Origin of the sequence: Tannerella sp. (assembly GCF_030528505.1) — a bacterium.
Taxonomy (GTDB): Bacteria; Bacteroidota; Bacteroidia; order Bacteroidales; family Tannerellaceae; genus Tannerella.
On record NZ_JAUMYS010000001.1, the window covers coordinates 98,688 to 115,199 of the forward strand.

Here is a 16,512-nt window from a genome sequence, read left to right on the forward strand (position 1 = left end):
CGCCAATCAGTTACTTACCGAAGAAGCGTACCGTACTTCTTCGCCTCGTTATTCGTCGCCTTTCGTCTTTTGCGCCTGACTCTGCTTGTAAGCCGCTTTTTGTTCGGCGATGAATAGATTGATCCGGTCTATCAATGCTCCGATTTCTTCTTTGCGCTGCGCGTCGGGCGTAAGCAGGTACGAAGCAAACACCCGATCGGTTACCGCATGATAGATCTCGTCCGTCTGCGGGCGAACGCTTGAGAGTCCCTCTACCATTTCGGCCGCCTTCTGGCTCGTCAGTCCGCTTCTGATCTCCTGATATCTCCGGTTCGACTTCTCCAGAAGCTCCACCGTATTGTCAAGCCCCAAGATCGTGATGCGCGCCGCGTTTTCAGGCTTCTTCAGGTCGAGCATCAGCCCTTCCGTCTGAGCCGTCTGGCGGTCACGCGCCTGCCGCTGCAAATTTTTGTACGGTCTGATGATGATCATTAATTCTTCGCCTGCGGCTTTGTGGGTATCAAACGGCGAGGAGGTCGCGTTACGGATGGCGCCGAAGAGGAACGTCGTCAGACTGTCGCGCTCGGCATCAATTTGGATCAGGCGCGCCGTATCGGCGTGAGCGCGCGCTTGATTGTTGAGTTCCGTCTCAAGGACGATACAACGTTTCCACTCGTCCGACAATGTCAACGGTACATTCACCTTGTCGAATCCATACTGTCCAATCATTTCATACGTCTGCATGTGAAAATGGACGTGCCGGGCATTCGTAAATCGAGTCATTCCGGCTACTGCGAATCTTTTTCCTTTCATAAGCGATTCTATTTAAAGAACTTTGTTTTGAACAAAGTTCGGTTATTTCTTTTTCTCTGCCGCCCAAGGCGCTTTTCAGGGCTTGCATCGCGCGTCGATTATAAAAAGCGATGCTTTCGGGAGTTTACGTGATTGTCCGCTCCGAAAAGCAACGATTTTAAGAGCTAACACTGCTTGCCAATCCTCAAAAGCAATGATTTTAGGGGCCAACGCGTTTGTTTGCTCCCAAAAGAGCCGCTTTTTAGGGCTAACATCGCTTGTCGGGCATTAAAAGAGCCGCATTTCGGGATTTTCACGGTTGTTTGCCCCTAAATGAGGCGATTTTAACAACGTGCACTACCTGTCAGCCCTAAAAAGCAACGATTTTAAAAGCTCGCGCGATAGTTTGCTCTAAAAGCGCCCGTATTTGAGGATTTTCTCAGCATTTACCTTATCCGTCGCCGATATCGTTTAAAGCGTTTTTCATGTCCGGATCCCGACAATCGCCTTTTCGGGCAATCCGATGCTTCGCTCCGACGGATTCCGGCGCCGCGTTCCGGAGGTACGCTTACCGCAGATAAACAGCGCCATACATCATACGCCAACAAAGATAATGAAAAAAGATGAAATTCGATACTTTCAGGAAGAAAAAAAACGTTTCTACCCCGATATTCCGAATTAATCCGTACCTTTGCGGCCTTATCAATAAAGAAATCAGTTGAAAACATTTGAAGAATTAGGGATTGCCTCACCTATTTTGAAGGCGATCCGCGAGATGGGCTACGAAGCCCCCATGCCGGTACAAGAGGAAGTGATTCCTTTTCTGCTGGGAGAAGATAACGACGTCATCGCATTGGCACAGACCGGTACGGGAAAAACCGCGGCCTACGGTCTGCCCGTGCTGCAAAAAACAGACATACATAAACAAACACCGCAGGCTCTCATCCTCTGTCCCACCCGCGAACTGTGTCTGCAAATCGCCGGCGACCTGAGCGACTACTCCAAATACATCGACGCGCTCAAGGTTCTGCCCGTTTACGGAGGATCAAGCATCGACAGCCAAATCAAAGCTCTCAAAAAAGGAGTGCACGTTGTCGTGGCTACGCCCGGACGCCTGCTCGACCTGATGAACCGACGCACGGTTAACCTGCAAGAAATTAAGCACGTCATCCTCGACGAGGCCGACGAGATGCTCAACATGGGGTTCTCCGAAAGCATCAACGCTATTTTGGCCGAAGTACCCGAGGGGCGTAACATGCTCCTCTTCTCGGCCACCATGCCGCAGGAGATTGCACGGATCACGAAAGAATACATGCGCGACCCGAAAGAAATCATCATCGGACGCAAAAACGAGGGGAATCAAAATATCCGCCACCTTTATTATATGGTGCATGCCAAAGACAAATACCTCGCGCTTAAACGGCTCGTCGACTTTTATCCCAACATCTACGGGATCGTATTCTGCCGCACCCGCAAAGAAACGCAGGAAATCGCCGACAAACTTATTCAGGACGGCTACAATGCCGACTCGCTCCATGGCGAACTGAGTCAGGCGCAACGCGATTACGTGATGCAAAAGTTCCGCATCCGCAACTTGCAGTTGCTTGTGGCCACCGACGTAGCGGCGCGAGGCCTCGACGTAGACAATCTTACCCACGTGATTCATTACGGCCTGCCCGACGATGTGGAATCATACACGCATCGCAGCGGACGTACCGCACGCGCCGGAAAAACGGGTGTCTCGATCTCGATCTGCCACGTCCGCGAGAAAAGTAAAATACGACAGATAGAGAAAATCGTCAACAAACAATTCGAAAAAGGCACGCTGCCCTCGGGCGACGCCATCTGCGAAAAGCAACTCTTCTACTTCATCGACCAGCTCGAAAAAGTGAAAGTAAACGAAGAAGAAATCGCTTCGCTCATGCCCTCCGTGTTCCGCAAACTCGAATGGCTCGAAAAGGAAGATATCATCAAACGCCTGATATCGCTCGAATTTAACCGGATGATCGATTATTACCGCGACGCCGGAGAGATTGAAGACGTAGACGAGCCCTCGGCTCGCGGCAAAAAAGAGTCCGAACGCTCGAGTCGCCGCGCCCAGAAAGCCGAGAACGGCTTCAAACGCCTTACCCTGAACTTCGGAAAGGCCGACGGCCTCTTCCCGGCCCAAGTCATCGAACTCATCAACCGATGCGTGCCCGGCCGCAAGGTCGAGATCGGCCGTATTGACTTGCGCGAGAAGGTTTCCTATTTCGAGGTCGACAAAGGCGAAGCACAACGAGTAGTCGACAGCATGAATCAGTACGAAGTCGACGGGCGTTCTATCTTCGTGAAGATGGACCGCGGCGACGATTCCGCGAACGCAGGGAAAGGCCGGCGAAAAGAGCGGAAAACCGAGCAACCCGACGGCCGAGGCGGTGCATCACGCCGTCCGGGACGCGAAAAGCCATGGCGACAAACGTCCTCACGCCGTAAGAACCGCGGACGGTCGTAAATTTCCGACCTGTCTCTTCCTCATCTTCGTTCTTTTTTAACTACCTTTGCGTCCCGAAAGTAAGAAAAAGATGGAAACAAAGCATTTCAAAAGAACATTGGTGACTACGGCGCTCCCCTATGCCAACGGACCGGTACACATCGGCCACATGGCAGGCGTATATCTTCCTGCCGACATCTATACGCGTTATCTCCGCCTCAAAGGCGAGAACGTGCTCATGATCGGAGGTTCCGACGAACATGGCGTACCCATTACGCTGCGCGCCAAGAAGGAAGGCGTCACGCCGCAAGACATTGTGGACCGCTATCACAGCCTGATCCGGAAAACGTTTGCGGACTTCGGCATATCGTTCGATGTCTACTCGCGAACCACTTCCGATACGCATCGCAAGATGGCTTCCGACTTCTTCCGGACTCTCTATGAGAATAACGTTTTCATCGAAAAAGAAAGCGAACAATACTACGACGAGGAAGCCGGACAGTTCCTCGCCGACCGCTACATCACCGGCACCTGCCCGCATTGCTCCAACGAACATGCCTATGGCGATCAGTGCGAGAGTTGCGGTACCTCGCTCAACCCGACCGACCTGAAGAATCCGAAGTCGATGATCAGCGGACATCCGCCTGTCATGCGAAAAACGAAGCACTGGTATTTGCCGCTCGACCGCTTCGAGCCTTTCCTCCGTCAATGGATTCTCGAAGACCATAAAGAGTGGAAATCGAACGTGTACGGACAGTGCAAGAGCTGGCTCGACATGGGTCTGCAACCGCGCGCCGTCAGCCGCGACCTCGATTGGGGAATTCCCGTACCCGTCGAAGGCGCCGAAGGAAAAGTATTATACGTATGGTTCGATGCTCCGATCGGATACATCAGCAATACGAAGGAACTGTGCGACTCCGACCCGCAAAAATACGGCGAATGGGAAACGTGGTGGAAAGACAGCCAGACAAAGATGGTACATTTCATAGGCAAAGACAACATCGTCTTCCATTGCATTGTCTTCCCGACCATGCTCAAGGCCGAAGGCTCGTTCATCCTACCCGAAAACGTACCCGCCAACGAGTTTCTCAATCTCGAAAACGATAAAATCTCGACCTCCCGCAACTGGGCGGTCTGGCTGCACGAATATTTGGAAGAAATGCCCGGCAAACAGGACGTCCTGCGCTATGTCCTGACGGCTAACGCTCCTGAAACGAAAGATAATGACTTTACGTGGAAAGATTTTCAGGCACGCAACAACAACGAGTTGGTTGCTATTCTGGGCAACTTCGTCAATCGAGCCCTCGTCTTAACGGAGAAATACTTCGGCGGAAAAGTGCCGGCCTGCGGCGAACTGACCGACTACGACCGCGAAACGCTGCACGAGTTTGCCGATGTAAAAGCAACCGTCGAACGACTGCTCGATACGTACCATTTCCGCGACGCACAACGCGAGGCGATGAATCTGGCACGCATCGGCAACAAGTATCTGGCCGATACCGAGCCGTGGAAGCTCGCCGCGACGGATATGAAACGCGTCGAGACAATCATCCATATCGCGCTCCAAATCACGGCGAACCTCTCCATCGTTTTCGAACCTTTCTTACCCTTCAGCATGGAGAAGCTGAACCGAATGCTGAACATCGACCGTTTCGATTGGAATCGCTTAGGCTCGGTCGATCTCCTCGAAGCCGGTCATCAGCTCGGCAAGTCCGCATTGCTGTTCGAGAAGCTCGAAGATGCCGTCATCGACCGGCAGATACAGAAACTGCTCGATACGAAGAAGGCTAACGAAGCAGCCGAGCGCCGTGCCGCACCGATACGCGAAACCATCGCGTTCGACGACTTCACCAAACTCGATATCCGCGTAGGCACAGTGCTGGAATGTACCAAAGTACCGAAAGCGGACAAGCTCCTGCAGTTCAAAATCGACGACGGATTGGGCGGGCGCACGATCGTATCGGGTATCGCCAAACATTATAAGCCCGAAGAGCTTGTCGGCAAACAAGTATGCTTTATCGCCAACCTTGCCCCGCGGCAGCTCAAAGGCATCACCTCCGAAGGAATGATTCTCTCGGCCGAGAACGCCGACGGAAGCCTGTCCGTCGTGATGCCTCAGAAAGCAGTTGAACCCGGAAGCGAAGTGAAGTGATGGAAATACAAATGGTCGACCTGAAAAGCCAGTATCGGCGGCTCGAAGCAGAAATCGACGAAGCCGTAAAAGAGGTACTGAACGCCACGGCCTTTATCAACGGGCCTCAGGTGCAGACGTTTTGCGGACATTTGGCCGATTACCTGCAAGTGCCTTACGTAATCCCGTGCGGGAATGGAACGGACGCGCTCCGTTTGGCCTTACAGGCATGGGATGTACAGGCCGGAGACGAAGTCATCCTCCCGGCGTTCACCTACATTGCGGCCGCCGAGATGATCGCCTCCTTAGGCATCACGCCGATCCTCGTCGATGTGTGCCCCGACAGCTTCAACCTGAACGTGGAACGACTCGAACAAGCCATTACGCGACAAACGAAGGCTATAATCGTCGTTCATCTCTTCGGACAGGCCTGCGACATGGAGCCGGTGATGAAGCTCGCCTCGAAATACAAAATCGGCGTGATCGAAGACAATGCTCAATCGCTCGGCGCCGACTATACTTTCTCCGACGGAACGGTAAAGAAAGCCGGCACGATCGGACACATCGGTACGACGTCCTTCTTCCCGACCAAACCGCTGGCATGCTACGGCGACGGAGGAGCCGTCATCACCTCCGACGAACGATTGGCCGAGCGCGTCCGGATGCTCGCCAATCATGGCCAAAGTCAGAAGTATCATCATCACATCGTCGGCTGTAACTCGCGCCTCGACACGTTGCAGGCGGCTGTCTTAGACGTCAAGCTGCGCCATCTGAAAAGTTTTACGGAAGCTCGTCAGAAAGCCGCACAATATTATGACAAGGAGTTGAGCCCGATATCCGGTATTTGCATCCCGGCGAAGTCGCCTTTCTCGACGCACGTCTATCATCAATATACGCTGCAAGTGAAGAATGGACGGCGAGACATCTTGCAGGCCTTCCTGAAAGAAAAAGGCATCCCTTCGATGGTGTATTACCCGATGGCTGTGCAAGAGCAGGAAGCGTATAAATGGATTGCCCGTGCCTCCGGCGATATGACGGAGGCCATACGGCTAAGTCGCGAGGTATTGTCGCTGCCGATGCATACGGAACTGACGGAAGACATGCAGGCCTACATCGTCGAGCAGATTCGCGAGTTCTATCAAGTGGTTTAGTAAACGACGGTACGCGTGCCGTCTTCCTGCTCGGTAAGAGTCACGCAGACCGTATCATCGGGCAGAAGCGGTTCGATCTTTTCGGGCCATTCGATGAAGCACCACGCCCCACTGTCGAAATAATCCTCCGTTCCGATGTCGAGCGCCTCACCGATCTCATTGATACGGTAAAAATCGAAATGATAAATCGACCGTTCCGATGCGGGAACGGCATACTCGTTGATAATGGCAAAGGTCGGACTGTTGATCACGTCTTTTACCCCAAGCTCTTCGCAGACGGCCTTGATGAATGTCGTTTTTCCGGCGCCCATCTTTCCGTAGAAGGCAAAGACAGCGCGGCCTCCTGTCTCCATATCGCCGATAAATTCTCTCGCCGCCTCACGGATGGCGCTCAGGTCTGTTATATGAAGCGTTTTCATTTGGGTTGCATCGTTATGAAAGGAATCATCATCTCTTCCATCGAGATACCTCCGTGCTGGAACGTATTCCGATAGTAAGGGACATAATAATTATAGTTGTTCGGATAAGCGAAAAACGACTCGTTGGTTGCGAAGATATATCTTGTGCTCAGATGAGGAGAAGGCAAGCCCGCCTTGGCCGGGTCTTTGATCTCGAAGACATACTTGGAGTCGCAGGACATGTTCTTTCCGAGTTTATACCGCAAGTTCGTGCTTGTATTTTTGTCTCCGGTAATTTTGATCGGCGAGTCAACCTGAATCGTTCCGTGATCGGTCGTGACAATCACTTTATATCCTTTGTCTGCCAGTTTTTTAAACAAGTCGAGCGTGGTAGAGTGCTGGAACCACGAGCGTGTCAGGCTTCGGTATGCCGCTTCGGTTTGCGCCAGCTCACGAATCATTTTGCTCTCCGTACGCGCGTGCGACAACATATCGACGAAGTTAATCACAATCACATTAAGTTGGTTGTGCATAAGTTCATTCAGGTTGTTCAGCAGCTTCTCGCCGAAATGCGAGTCATATACTTTGTGATACGAGAACGAATATTTTTTGCGGAACCGTTCGATTTGCGTACGGATCAACGGTTCTTCGTTGATATTCTTGCCTTCTTCGCTCTCTTCGTCGACCCAAAGTTCGGGAAACATTTCCTCGATCTGCGCCGGCATCAAGCCCGAAAAGATCGCGTTCCGCGCATATTGTGTCGCCGTCGGCAAGATGCTGTAATACATCTCTTCATCGACCGTAAAGAAACTCGACAGCAAGTTTTTCACTACGCGCCACTGGTCGAACCGGAAGTTATCGATCAGGATGAAAAAGACTTTCTCTTCTTTATCCAACAACGGAAAGACTTTTTTCTTAAACAAGTCCGGGCTCATCAGTGGACGCTGATCGGGATAGCGTATCCAATCCAGATAATTCTTTTTGATAAACTTGCCGAAAGCATTGTTGGCCTCTCGCTTCTGCATAATCAACATGTCCTGCATCTGCACCTGATTCTCTTCCAGCTCCAGCTCCCAATAGATGATCTTCTTATAGACTTCCATCCAGTCGTCGGCCGTCAACGAATCGCCGATCTGCATCCCGATGCGCCCGAACTCCTGTTGGTAGCTCACGGTCGTGGCTGAGGTAATGATATCGTCTTTATGCAGATTCTTCTTGATTGAAAGAAACAGCTGATTCGGGTTGACCGGCTTAATCAGATAGTCGGCGATTTTGTTTCCGATAGCTTGATTCATAATGCTTTCTTCTTCGCTCTTGGTGACCATCACGACCGGTACCGTCGGAGCGATTTCTTTGATGGTGGAGAGTGTTTCGAGCCCCGTCAGACCGGGCATATTTTCGTCTAAAAAAATAATGTCGAAGGTTTGCTCCCTGCAGCAGTCGATGGCATCCTGTCCGCTGATGACAGGCGTAACCTCATAGCCTTTCTCTTCGAGGAAGAGAATGTGAGGTTTCAGCAAATCGATCTCGTCGTCCGCCCAAAGTATCTTGTCTTTTCTCATATTTCCGGAATCATGTTGTAGACTGAACGTAGCCGGGCCTTACTTTATTGTATATGTGACGTAATGTTCTGCACATCTTTCAGCGTAAAGCTGCCGGCAATCTGAATAATGACAAAATCATCTTCATCGTTGACAAGCATAATCAGTTCGTTAATCAACTCTCCGCGCTTTTTAATGTTAAACGTCACGCGCGACTTACCGTCCTTGATTCGCATCAGCTCCTCGTAGCTGCGATCTTTCGCTATCATCGCGCTGAAGTCGGCATACATCTTCTCTTTCAGCCCGCTCTTATCCGAAGTTAGAACCGTCAGGTTGTCGATCTTATCGACAATACCGGTTATATCGACCCGATCGATTTTCGCGTTGGAGCTTTTCTTCAAGCTTCCTCCCATCATCTTAAACATCGCTTTCGAGATGTTGATGACGGTCACATCGTCCTGATCGGCGTATTTGTCGAAGAGGTTATGCCGCTGAGCCGAAGCCCACCCGCTGCACACAATGCACACAATTAACAATAGATATTTCGTTTTCATCTCATTTCAAATTTAATTTTTCAAGTACTTCATTCGTCTTGTCCATATTCTTTCGCGCCTTCTCGAAAGGAGACATCCCTTTGTTCAGGTGCATCGAGACAAGCGCCAAGGCTTCTGTCGCAACAAGCTCCGCTTCGTGCGGATCGGTAAACGTATCGGCCGTAACAGGCGCGGATTGTCGATGCTGCCCGATAAAGAACAAGGCCACGCAGAGCAACGCGGCGGCCGCCACACTCCCGATCGCGATGTAGAGTCTCCTTACTTTGCCCGGTTGCTTCCCCGACCGATGTGAGGCTCCGATATATCGGTCGAGCGCCTGTTCGAGTCGGTCGGAGATATCTTCCGGCAGTATGAGGTGCTCGGGATCGTAGAGAGCGCGGAAGATATCGCGGTCGGCATGCCATCGTTCGGGCAGGTCTGCCTCGTCGAAGAATGCTTTCAGTCGCGCCTCTTCTTCACGCGTTGTCGTGCCCGCGTAAAAAGCGGCCAACAATTCTTTTATGTCTTTTCGGTCTCCCATCGTTCAATTCGTTATTTTCATTCTTAATGTATTTCGTGCCCGCGAGAGCAGTACCCGCACGTTGGCGGAAGTTTCGCCCATGATGTGCTCGATCTCTTCCAAGGAACAGTCGGCGTATCCGCGCAGTTCAAGTACGCGGCGCTGTTTCTCCGGCAGTCGTTGCATGAACATCCTGACTCGTTGCAGCATCTCCTTCTGCTCTAACAATTCGCCGGGAGTCTGTTCGTCTGCGACAAAAGCATCTTCGACCTCGCTCTTCCGTGCCGACTTCGGCGACCGGAGCATATCAAGGCAGAGTCGTTTTACCATCGTGACACAGAAAGCTTCCGGATGATCGACTGCACGCAGTTGCTCACGGCTGTCCCAAAGTTTACAGTACGCATCCTGCAACACATCGGCCGCATCATCTTCATTCTTCAAGATGGCGAACGCAACCCGGTACAGCCTTGGATGCAAGGAAAAGTAGCGTTGTTTAAAGCTCTCTGCCGTCATCGTATGCGAAGCTTATTGATGCTCCTTTATCAGGCTTTCGATATCTTCCGGTTTGATGTTTCCTTTGATCTGTACGAGCGCCGGATCGCTTCCGCCGGTTATAACGACAAGCTCACGAATCCGATCCTCTTTGATCTTGACCAGTACTTTTGTACGCTCTCCGTCCTGACTCGTCGAGACAAGCGTCTCATACGTATCGTCTTTTAACGATCGGATCGCTTCGTTCAGGCGATCTTTTACCTCCTGACTGCACTCACCGAACGAATAGACTTTCACGCCCGTGACTCCTCTCGTATCGGCAAATGAACGCGCAAATGCCATCACCATTCCCCCGACGCCCATGCGCACGGTGCCTTTCTCATTCGCGAAATCACGGAATAATTGTTCTACCGGACTGTTCGTGCGTTCGGCAACTTCTTTTTTTCCTTTCGACAAGCAGCCCTGACACATAAGGACTACCGACAACATGATTAAAACATTCTTTCTCATTGTTCTTCTTTTTTAAGTTCATTACAAAGGCAGAACGCTTCCTTCGGCCGATCGGAAAACTGCCCCGTCATGGAGAAGACGGAGCAGTGCATATTTTGTTACAACTTTTTTTACCGCATCGTCTTCAACCGCTCGGTCAGTTGCTTTACCCCTTCCGAAGCACCACACCGGATAAATTCGATATCGCTGCGATACGCTTTCACTTCTTTCGGATCAATCAGGAAGATAGGCTGCCCCTTACGGACATAGTTTAATAATCCGGCCGCAGGATAGACGTTGAGCGAGGTGCCGATCACGACGAAAATATCACAATCCTCGACATATCGGATCGCCTCTTCGATCTTCGGCACAGGCTCACCGAACCAGACGATAAAGGGACGCAGCTGTCCGCCGTCGGGTGCTTTGTCTCCGACATGCAGATCGGGCTGCTCGGGCGAAATATCGTACGGACGATCGAGGTCCTTGACCGAACAGGACTTCATCAACTCCCCATGCAGGTGAATGACGTGGGTGCTGCCTGCCTGTTCGTGCAGGTTGTCGACGTTCTGTGTAATGATATGCACCTCGAAATCTTTTTCCAAGTCAGCCAGACCGCGATGTCCGTCGTTCGGTTGGGTATTCAGCAATTCGCGACGGCGATGATTGTAGAAGTCGAGAACCAACTGCGGATTCTTCATGAACCCTTCGGGCGTAGCCACGTCTTCAATCCGATAATTTTCCCATAATCCGTTCGAGTCGCGAAACGTGGAGATTCCGCTTTCCGCACTCATTCCGGCTCCTGTAAGAATAACGATTTTTTTCATGACGATTGCGTTTTAAAATGAGACATAACGTTTTTCAGACTTCGAAGGTACGTCTTTTTCATCAGAAATCACAGAAAAGTCTCATGCAATTCGTTCCGAACAGCCCGAAGAGCGATTCTCGGAATGCGTGTTGTCCCATAACTATTCCTTCACCATCCGCTCCTCGATGCTTTTCCTTAAGGAATAGGGCATCTTTTCTCCATACCCTACGCGTATCAGGACGGTAGGGTATTCATCGGTCATACCCAGTATTTCGGCCATCTTTCGTGCAAGCTCCGGAATCTCATTGGGTTGGTTCATATACGCATGAACAATTCCCATAGCGGTGGTCGTCAGAAGAATGCGCTCCAGAGTCCTGCCTGCGTTTACCCACTGTTCAATCGTATTGTTTCGGGTGGTAAACAGGATAAAATGAGACGAGGAGGCGATCTTCTTCCGGTCGTTTTTGTTTTGAGATTTCTCATTGATCACCTTGGAGATAATCGGCTCCGAGATAAAACGCGGCAGATTGGGCGCACCGAATACGGCATAACTCAGCCCGTCTCTTGTCGTGTCTTGATGCTTCTTGTTGTAGCGCATCCATTGCCGCAATTCGGCCAGAAAGTGCTGGTCCCGCATCTGCCGACTGTTCCCCTCATAAATCAATTCCGAAATAGCCTCAAACTCCGAGGTGCCGTTTGGGAAGAAATGAATGCCTACACAAGGCTCCGGCGCGATGGATTTGAGGCGTCGGATGCTGTCTTCGGGGATGATCTTCCCGTTATAAACGCTTCTGTTCGTTTGTCTGACGGACAGCTGAGAGAACAGCGGAGAAGGAATGGCCCCCTCTTCCTTCGCAAGAGTGATCCGGATGATTCCATCTTCCTCCACAGCAACCTTCGTGCGATATCCTTTGTGCGACGCGGCGATGCAAAGGTTCTCCGTGGCGCATCCGAGACTCACGAACAGCTCCCGATTGTCGGGGTCGACGACCGGCAACGATTTCGTAAAATCGGGACGGATTTCGATCTCTGTTTCTCCTGTCTTAAACAGCCACGGCTGCGTGTTGTGTCCCGAAGGAGCTTTCACTGCCTGCTCAATCATGAACAGAAAATCTGCGTTTTGTGCGAATATACGGTTCATTATACCTAAAAATAAAACGATGAATATGATTTTTTTCATGGTCGTATATGTTTCATCCATAAGTCGATCATCAGGTCGATTCCTTGCGCGACTTGCTCCCATCCGGTGTCGCTCTGCAAATCGATGCCGTTATACACGGCCGTCTGTTCTTCCATCAAAACCAGATAGCTGATGGATGCCGAAAGGATGCTTGCCAAAGAGGCAACCTCCGCGTGGGGCGAACAGGTCAGCTCGCCGACCGCTTTTACCAGTTCACAGCCGTTCCGTTCCCTTCTTTCCCTCAAAAGACGGACCGTCTGATCTGCCGTAGACAATTCCCACCGATGCAATCGTCTCAGTGTAATATCGCTGCGCATCTGCCGGATCTGTTCACGGAACAATCGTTTCAGACTTTTGCCGATGTCGGACGATTCGCTGAAATCGATGTTCGTGTTCACCCAGTAGTCCTTTTGGAGAAGATAACTGGAAATCAACTCATCCACCCCCCCGAAATACCTATATATAAGCATCTTCGATACTTCCGCTTTTTGGGCTACGGCATTTATCCCTATCCCCTCAAAGCCGTTGCTCGCGATAATGCTTCCGACTGCGTCGAGAATCTTTTTCTCCGTACGTTCTCTATCTTTCATGTCTCCTCCTCAATGGTAATGTTACCGATAAGTAACCGCAAAACTACGTTACCTTCCGGTAACACGCAAGAGAAACGAGAAAAAAAATGAACGTTTTTTTTCGAAATCATCGTAACCTGTTGTATTTTTGCTGCAAGTTTGAAAAAGAAATGAAAAAGATTACGGTATTATTAATGGTATGCGGATGGATGGTATCCATGCATACGGCAGCGCAAGGCAGAGGAACTTTTTCATCGTTGGGCGTAGGACTCTCGATGGGTACGACCGGGATAGACGCAGAGTTGGTCACTTCGTTACATCCGAAATGGATGCTGCGGGGTGGGGTATCTGCTCTCGCGTTAGATTTTACCGCGAATATGAATCTGTATCATGATGGAAAAGAGTTTGCCAACGGAACCGACATAAACGGCAAGTTCCGGATGGTGAACAGCAAAGTATTGCTCGATTTCTATCCGAGCCGTTCGGCCTTTTTCGTGTCGGGAGGTTTCTATCTTGGAAACAGGGCGATTGCGAAGCTGAACGGACAGTCGGATCGCGACTTGAAATGGGACGGCTACGTCATTCCGGCGGAGCATGGACGGATCAAGGCCGAAGTGCGTACGAGCGTTTTTAAACCGTATGTGGCTATCGGGTACGGACGTGCTATTCCCGTGCGAAGAGTCGGCTTCCGGATGGAGTTGGGAGCGATGGTACAAGGCAAGCCCGATATTTATGACAGACACGGGACGAACCTGGGCAAGGCGAACGTCAACGGAGCTGAGCTTTCGCACACCTTACAGAAATGGGTCGTTTACCCGGTTCTTTCGTTCCGTCTGACGGGGCGAATTCTGTAAGCGAGCAAAATACGGCATATAGTCGGTGACGCTCAATCTTTTTATAACGATATTTCTTTTTGGTTTGCGTAAATTTGTCGCGGTAAAGTATCTCCATCATGAAGCAATTCCATATCCAAAAGCCTGATGAGCAAATCCGTGAAGCGTTACAGGAAAAGATCGACGACCTGACGAAGCCGAAAGGTTCACTCGGGCGCCTCGAAGAGTTGGCCTTACGAATAGGCCTGATTCAGCAGACGCTTAGCCCGTCATTACGACAGCCGTTCAATCTTATTTTCGCCGCCGACCACGGCATCACGGAAGAGGGTGTCAGCGTATCGCCCAAAGAAGTAACATGGCAACAATGTATTCATTTCATACAAAGTAACGGCGGAGGCGTCAATTTCCTCTGTCGTCAGCACGGTTTTACACTGAGGGTGATTGACGCGGGAGTCGATTACGATTTTCCGCCCGAACTGGGGATTATCAATCAGAAAGTGCGCAAAGGCACACGCAACTATCTGCATGAACCGGCGATGACGCGTGAAGAGATGGAGCTGTGCGTGGAACGTGGAGCTGCCGTTGTGCGCGACGTGCATGCTACAGGATGTAACGTTATCAGCTTCGGAGAGATGGGGATCGGTAATACTTCGTCATCATCGCTATGGATGACTTGTCTGACGGATATTCCGTTACAGCAATGCGTCGGGGCCGGTTCGGGGCTGGACAGTGCCGGCATCCGGCACAAGTACGACGTGCTCCGCCGCGCGTTGGAGCAGGCTCCCGGCGAACGTTCGACCGAAGAGGTAATGAGCCGGTTCGGAGGGTATGAGATGGTGATGGCCGTAGGCGGGATGTTGCAGGCGGCGGAGGCGAAGATGCTCATTCTGGTAGACGGGTTCATCATGACAAACTGCATCCTCGCCGCGGCGCGTCTGTATCCCGATGTCCTCTCGTATGCTGTCTTCGGGCATTGTGGTGACGAAGCGGGGCATCGTCTCGTGCTGGAAGCGTTGGGCGCGCGTCCTCTGCTCGATCTCGGGATGCGCCTGGGCGAAGGAACGGGCGCTATCTGTGCTTATCCGCTCGTCGAGTCGGCCGTACGGATGATCAACGAGATGGACTCGTTCGGGAAAGGTCAGATCACAAAATACTTCTAAGGATGATCGACGATATCTTTGCCGCGCTGATGTTTTTCACCCGGCTGCCGTGGTGGAAGCTCCGGCGTGTGCCGGCAGACAGTTTCAAACGCATCGTCGGCTACTGGCCGCTCGCGGGCTGGGTGACAGGCAGCGTGATGGCAGCTATCTATGGGATAGCGTTGTTCTTTCATGTGCCTGTTATTTTAGCTCTTCTGCTGGTTTTCACCGGACGGTTATTACTGACGGGCGCCTTGCATGAAGACGGATTGGCCGATTTCTTCGACGGGTTCGGCGGCGGACGGTCACGGGAGCAGGTGCTTACCATCATGAAAGATTCGCATATCGGAACGTATGGCGTACTGGCACTCGTCGTCTATGTCGTTCTGTGGATTACCTCGACGGCTTCTCTCGCGCAACGTTCTCCCGAACTGCTCCTCATGCTCCTCGTTTTCGCCGATGTATGGTCTAAGTGGTGCGCTTCACAAATCGTCAATCTCCTGCCCTATGCCCGCGAAGAAAAAGATTGCAAAATTAAAAAAGTATACGACCGGATGTCGCCCCAAGCTTTTACCATGGGGCTGTTGTTCGCTCTCGTACCGATGCTCGGTTGCGTCCTTTTCCTGAAAGAAACGCCTTCCATGGCCATGTGGATATGCATGACCGCCTTCATCTCGAACGGCGTCACGGTGTGGCTCGTGCAATACATGAGACGCCGAATCGGCGGATATACGGGCGACTGTTGCGGCGCGACCTTCCTCTTGTGTGAATTGTCTTACTTCATCACTTTAAACTGCATATGGATATTTATCTGATACGGCACACGTCAGTCGATGTACCCGTCGGCACGTGCTACGGACAAACGGATGTACCGCTGAAACCCTCGTTCGAAGCGGAAGCCTCGATCGTCAAAAAAGAGCTGGACTGCTACACATTTGAAGCCGTTTATACCAGTCCGCTAAGCCGTTGTACGAAGCTGGCCGCCTACTGCGGCTATCCGGAGGCGCTCCGTGACGACCGCCTCAAAGAGATGCACATGGGCGACTGGGAGATGCAACGTTTCGACGCAATTACCGATCCGCGTATGGAGGAATGGTACGACGATTACCTCCATGTTCCTACGACGAACGGCGAGTCGTATCAAGACCTGTTCGGCCGTGTGGCCTCGTTTCTTGAAGAGGCGCGTCGTTTGCCTTTCGAGCGGATTGCTGTCTTTGCGCATGGCGGCGTATTGATGGCTGCTCAGATTTACGCGGGACTCATCCCTCCTGAAGAAGCTCTCCGAAACCTCTCCCCCTATGGCGGAATCGTGCGGATTCAATTATAAATCATATCCGGTGAAGAGATACAATGACGAATCATGAACGCAAGTAAGTGAAAAGTGAAAAACGAAAAGTGAAAAGTCCTTCGGGTGTTGAGATGTTGAGGGGTTGAGATGTTGAAGTGTTTATAGCCCTGCGGGCGTTTAGTTGTTTAGATGTTTAATT

Annotated in this window: 17 protein-coding genes; 7 read left to right on the forward strand and 10 right to left on the reverse strand. The window is 51.3% G+C overall.

All coding sequences use genetic code 11. The annotated features are described in order from the left end of the window. Positions 1-48: 48 nt before the first annotated feature. On the reverse strand, positions 49-792 hold the full coding sequence (locus tag Q4A89_RS00405) for a DUF6261 family protein (RefSeq protein WP_303182845.1): 744 nt from the start codon (positions 790-792) through the stop codon (positions 49-51). A gap of 754 nt (positions 793-1,546) precedes the next feature. Between Q4A89_RS00405 and Q4A89_RS00410 the strand changes: the two genes are divergently transcribed. From Q4A89_RS00410 to Q4A89_RS00420, 3 genes are all read left to right on the forward strand, one after another. Then, complete coding sequence (locus tag Q4A89_RS00410) at positions 1,547-3,265, forward strand: DEAD/DEAH box helicase (RefSeq protein ID WP_303182872.1); 1,719 nt, start codon at positions 1,547-1,549, stop codon at positions 3,263-3,265. 70 nt (positions 3,266-3,335) lie between these two features. Continuing rightward, a complete protein-coding gene (metG, locus tag Q4A89_RS00415; protein WP_303182847.1) occupies positions 3,336-5,396 on the forward strand; it encodes a methionine--tRNA ligase in 2,061 nt (686 codons plus the stop codon). Next, entirely contained in the window at positions 5,396-6,526 is a 1,131-nt protein-coding gene (locus Q4A89_RS00420; protein ID WP_303182849.1) for a DegT/DnrJ/EryC1/StrS aminotransferase family protein, read from the forward strand. Before metG ends, Q4A89_RS00420 begins: the two co-directional genes overlap by 1 nt. Here Q4A89_RS00420 and tsaE read toward each other — a convergent pair. The 9 genes from tsaE to Q4A89_RS00465 form a co-directional block, all read right to left on the reverse strand. Then, complete coding sequence (gene tsaE, locus Q4A89_RS00425; protein ID WP_303182850.1) at positions 6,523-6,945, reverse strand: tRNA (adenosine(37)-N6)-threonylcarbamoyltransferase complex ATPase subunit type 1 TsaE; 423 nt, start codon at positions 6,943-6,945, stop codon at positions 6,523-6,525. The two genes, Q4A89_RS00420 and tsaE, sit on opposite strands and share 4 nt — an antisense overlap. Beyond that, positions 6,942-8,486, reverse strand: a complete 1,545-nt coding sequence (locus Q4A89_RS00430) for a bifunctional response regulator/alkaline phosphatase family protein (protein WP_303182851.1) — start codon at positions 8,484-8,486, stop codon at positions 6,942-6,944. Before Q4A89_RS00430 ends, tsaE begins: the two co-directional genes overlap by 4 nt. Positions 8,487-8,530: 44 nt before the next feature. After that, complete coding sequence (locus Q4A89_RS00435; RefSeq protein ID WP_303182852.1) at positions 8,531-9,019, reverse strand: DUF4252 domain-containing protein; 489 nt, start codon at positions 9,017-9,019, stop codon at positions 8,531-8,533. A gap of 1 nt (position 9,020) precedes the next feature. Continuing rightward, entirely contained in the window at positions 9,021-9,539 is a 519-nt protein-coding gene (locus Q4A89_RS00440) for a hypothetical protein (RefSeq protein ID WP_303182854.1), read from the reverse strand. Positions 9,540-9,542: 3 nt separating this feature from the next. Beyond that, positions 9,543-10,031, reverse strand: coding sequence for an RNA polymerase sigma factor (locus Q4A89_RS00445; protein ID WP_303182855.1), 489 nt, complete (start codon positions 10,029-10,031; stop codon positions 9,543-9,545). A 12-nt stretch (positions 10,032-10,043) separates the two neighbouring features. Continuing rightward, entirely contained in the window at positions 10,044-10,520 is a 477-nt protein-coding gene (locus Q4A89_RS00450) for a DUF4252 domain-containing protein (protein WP_303182857.1), read from the reverse strand. A 110-nt stretch (positions 10,521-10,630) separates the two neighbouring features. Next, entirely contained in the window at positions 10,631-11,323 is a 693-nt protein-coding gene (locus tag Q4A89_RS00455) for an NAD-dependent deacylase (RefSeq protein WP_303182859.1), read from the reverse strand. Positions 11,324-11,464: 141 nt separating this feature from the next. After that, complete coding sequence (locus Q4A89_RS00460; protein WP_303182873.1) at positions 11,465-12,445, reverse strand: nitroreductase family protein; 981 nt, start codon at positions 12,443-12,445, stop codon at positions 11,465-11,467. Between the two features lie 35 nt (positions 12,446-12,480). Further along, positions 12,481-13,074 (reverse strand): TetR/AcrR family transcriptional regulator, encoded by a 594-nt coding sequence (locus Q4A89_RS00465; RefSeq protein WP_303182860.1) that lies wholly within the window; start codon positions 13,072-13,074, stop codon positions 12,481-12,483. Positions 13,075-13,223: 149 nt separating this feature from the next. Here Q4A89_RS00465 and Q4A89_RS00470 point away from each other — a divergent pair, with 149 nt between their 5' ends. The 4 genes from Q4A89_RS00470 to cobC all read left to right on the forward strand — a co-directional run bounded on the left by Q4A89_RS00470 (position 13,224) and on the right by cobC (position 16,352). Beyond that, complete coding sequence (locus tag Q4A89_RS00470; RefSeq protein WP_303182861.1) at positions 13,224-13,907, forward strand: hypothetical protein; 684 nt, start codon at positions 13,224-13,226, stop codon at positions 13,905-13,907. Positions 13,908-14,005: 98 nt separating this feature from the next. Next, positions 14,006-15,046, forward strand: a complete 1,041-nt coding sequence (gene cobT / locus Q4A89_RS00475; RefSeq protein WP_303182863.1) for a nicotinate-nucleotide--dimethylbenzimidazole phosphoribosyltransferase — start codon at positions 14,006-14,008, stop codon at positions 15,044-15,046. A 2-nt stretch (positions 15,047-15,048) separates the two neighbouring features. Further along, positions 15,049-15,840: an adenosylcobinamide-GDP ribazoletransferase gene (gene cobS, locus Q4A89_RS00480; RefSeq protein ID WP_303182864.1), complete on the forward strand. Its 792-nt coding sequence runs from the start codon at positions 15,049-15,051 to the stop codon at positions 15,838-15,840. Next, positions 15,825-16,352, forward strand: a complete 528-nt coding sequence (gene cobC / locus Q4A89_RS00485) for an alpha-ribazole phosphatase (RefSeq protein WP_303182865.1) — start codon at positions 15,825-15,827, stop codon at positions 16,350-16,352. Before cobS ends, cobC begins: the two co-directional genes overlap by 16 nt. Positions 16,353-16,512: the final 160 nt, after the last annotated feature.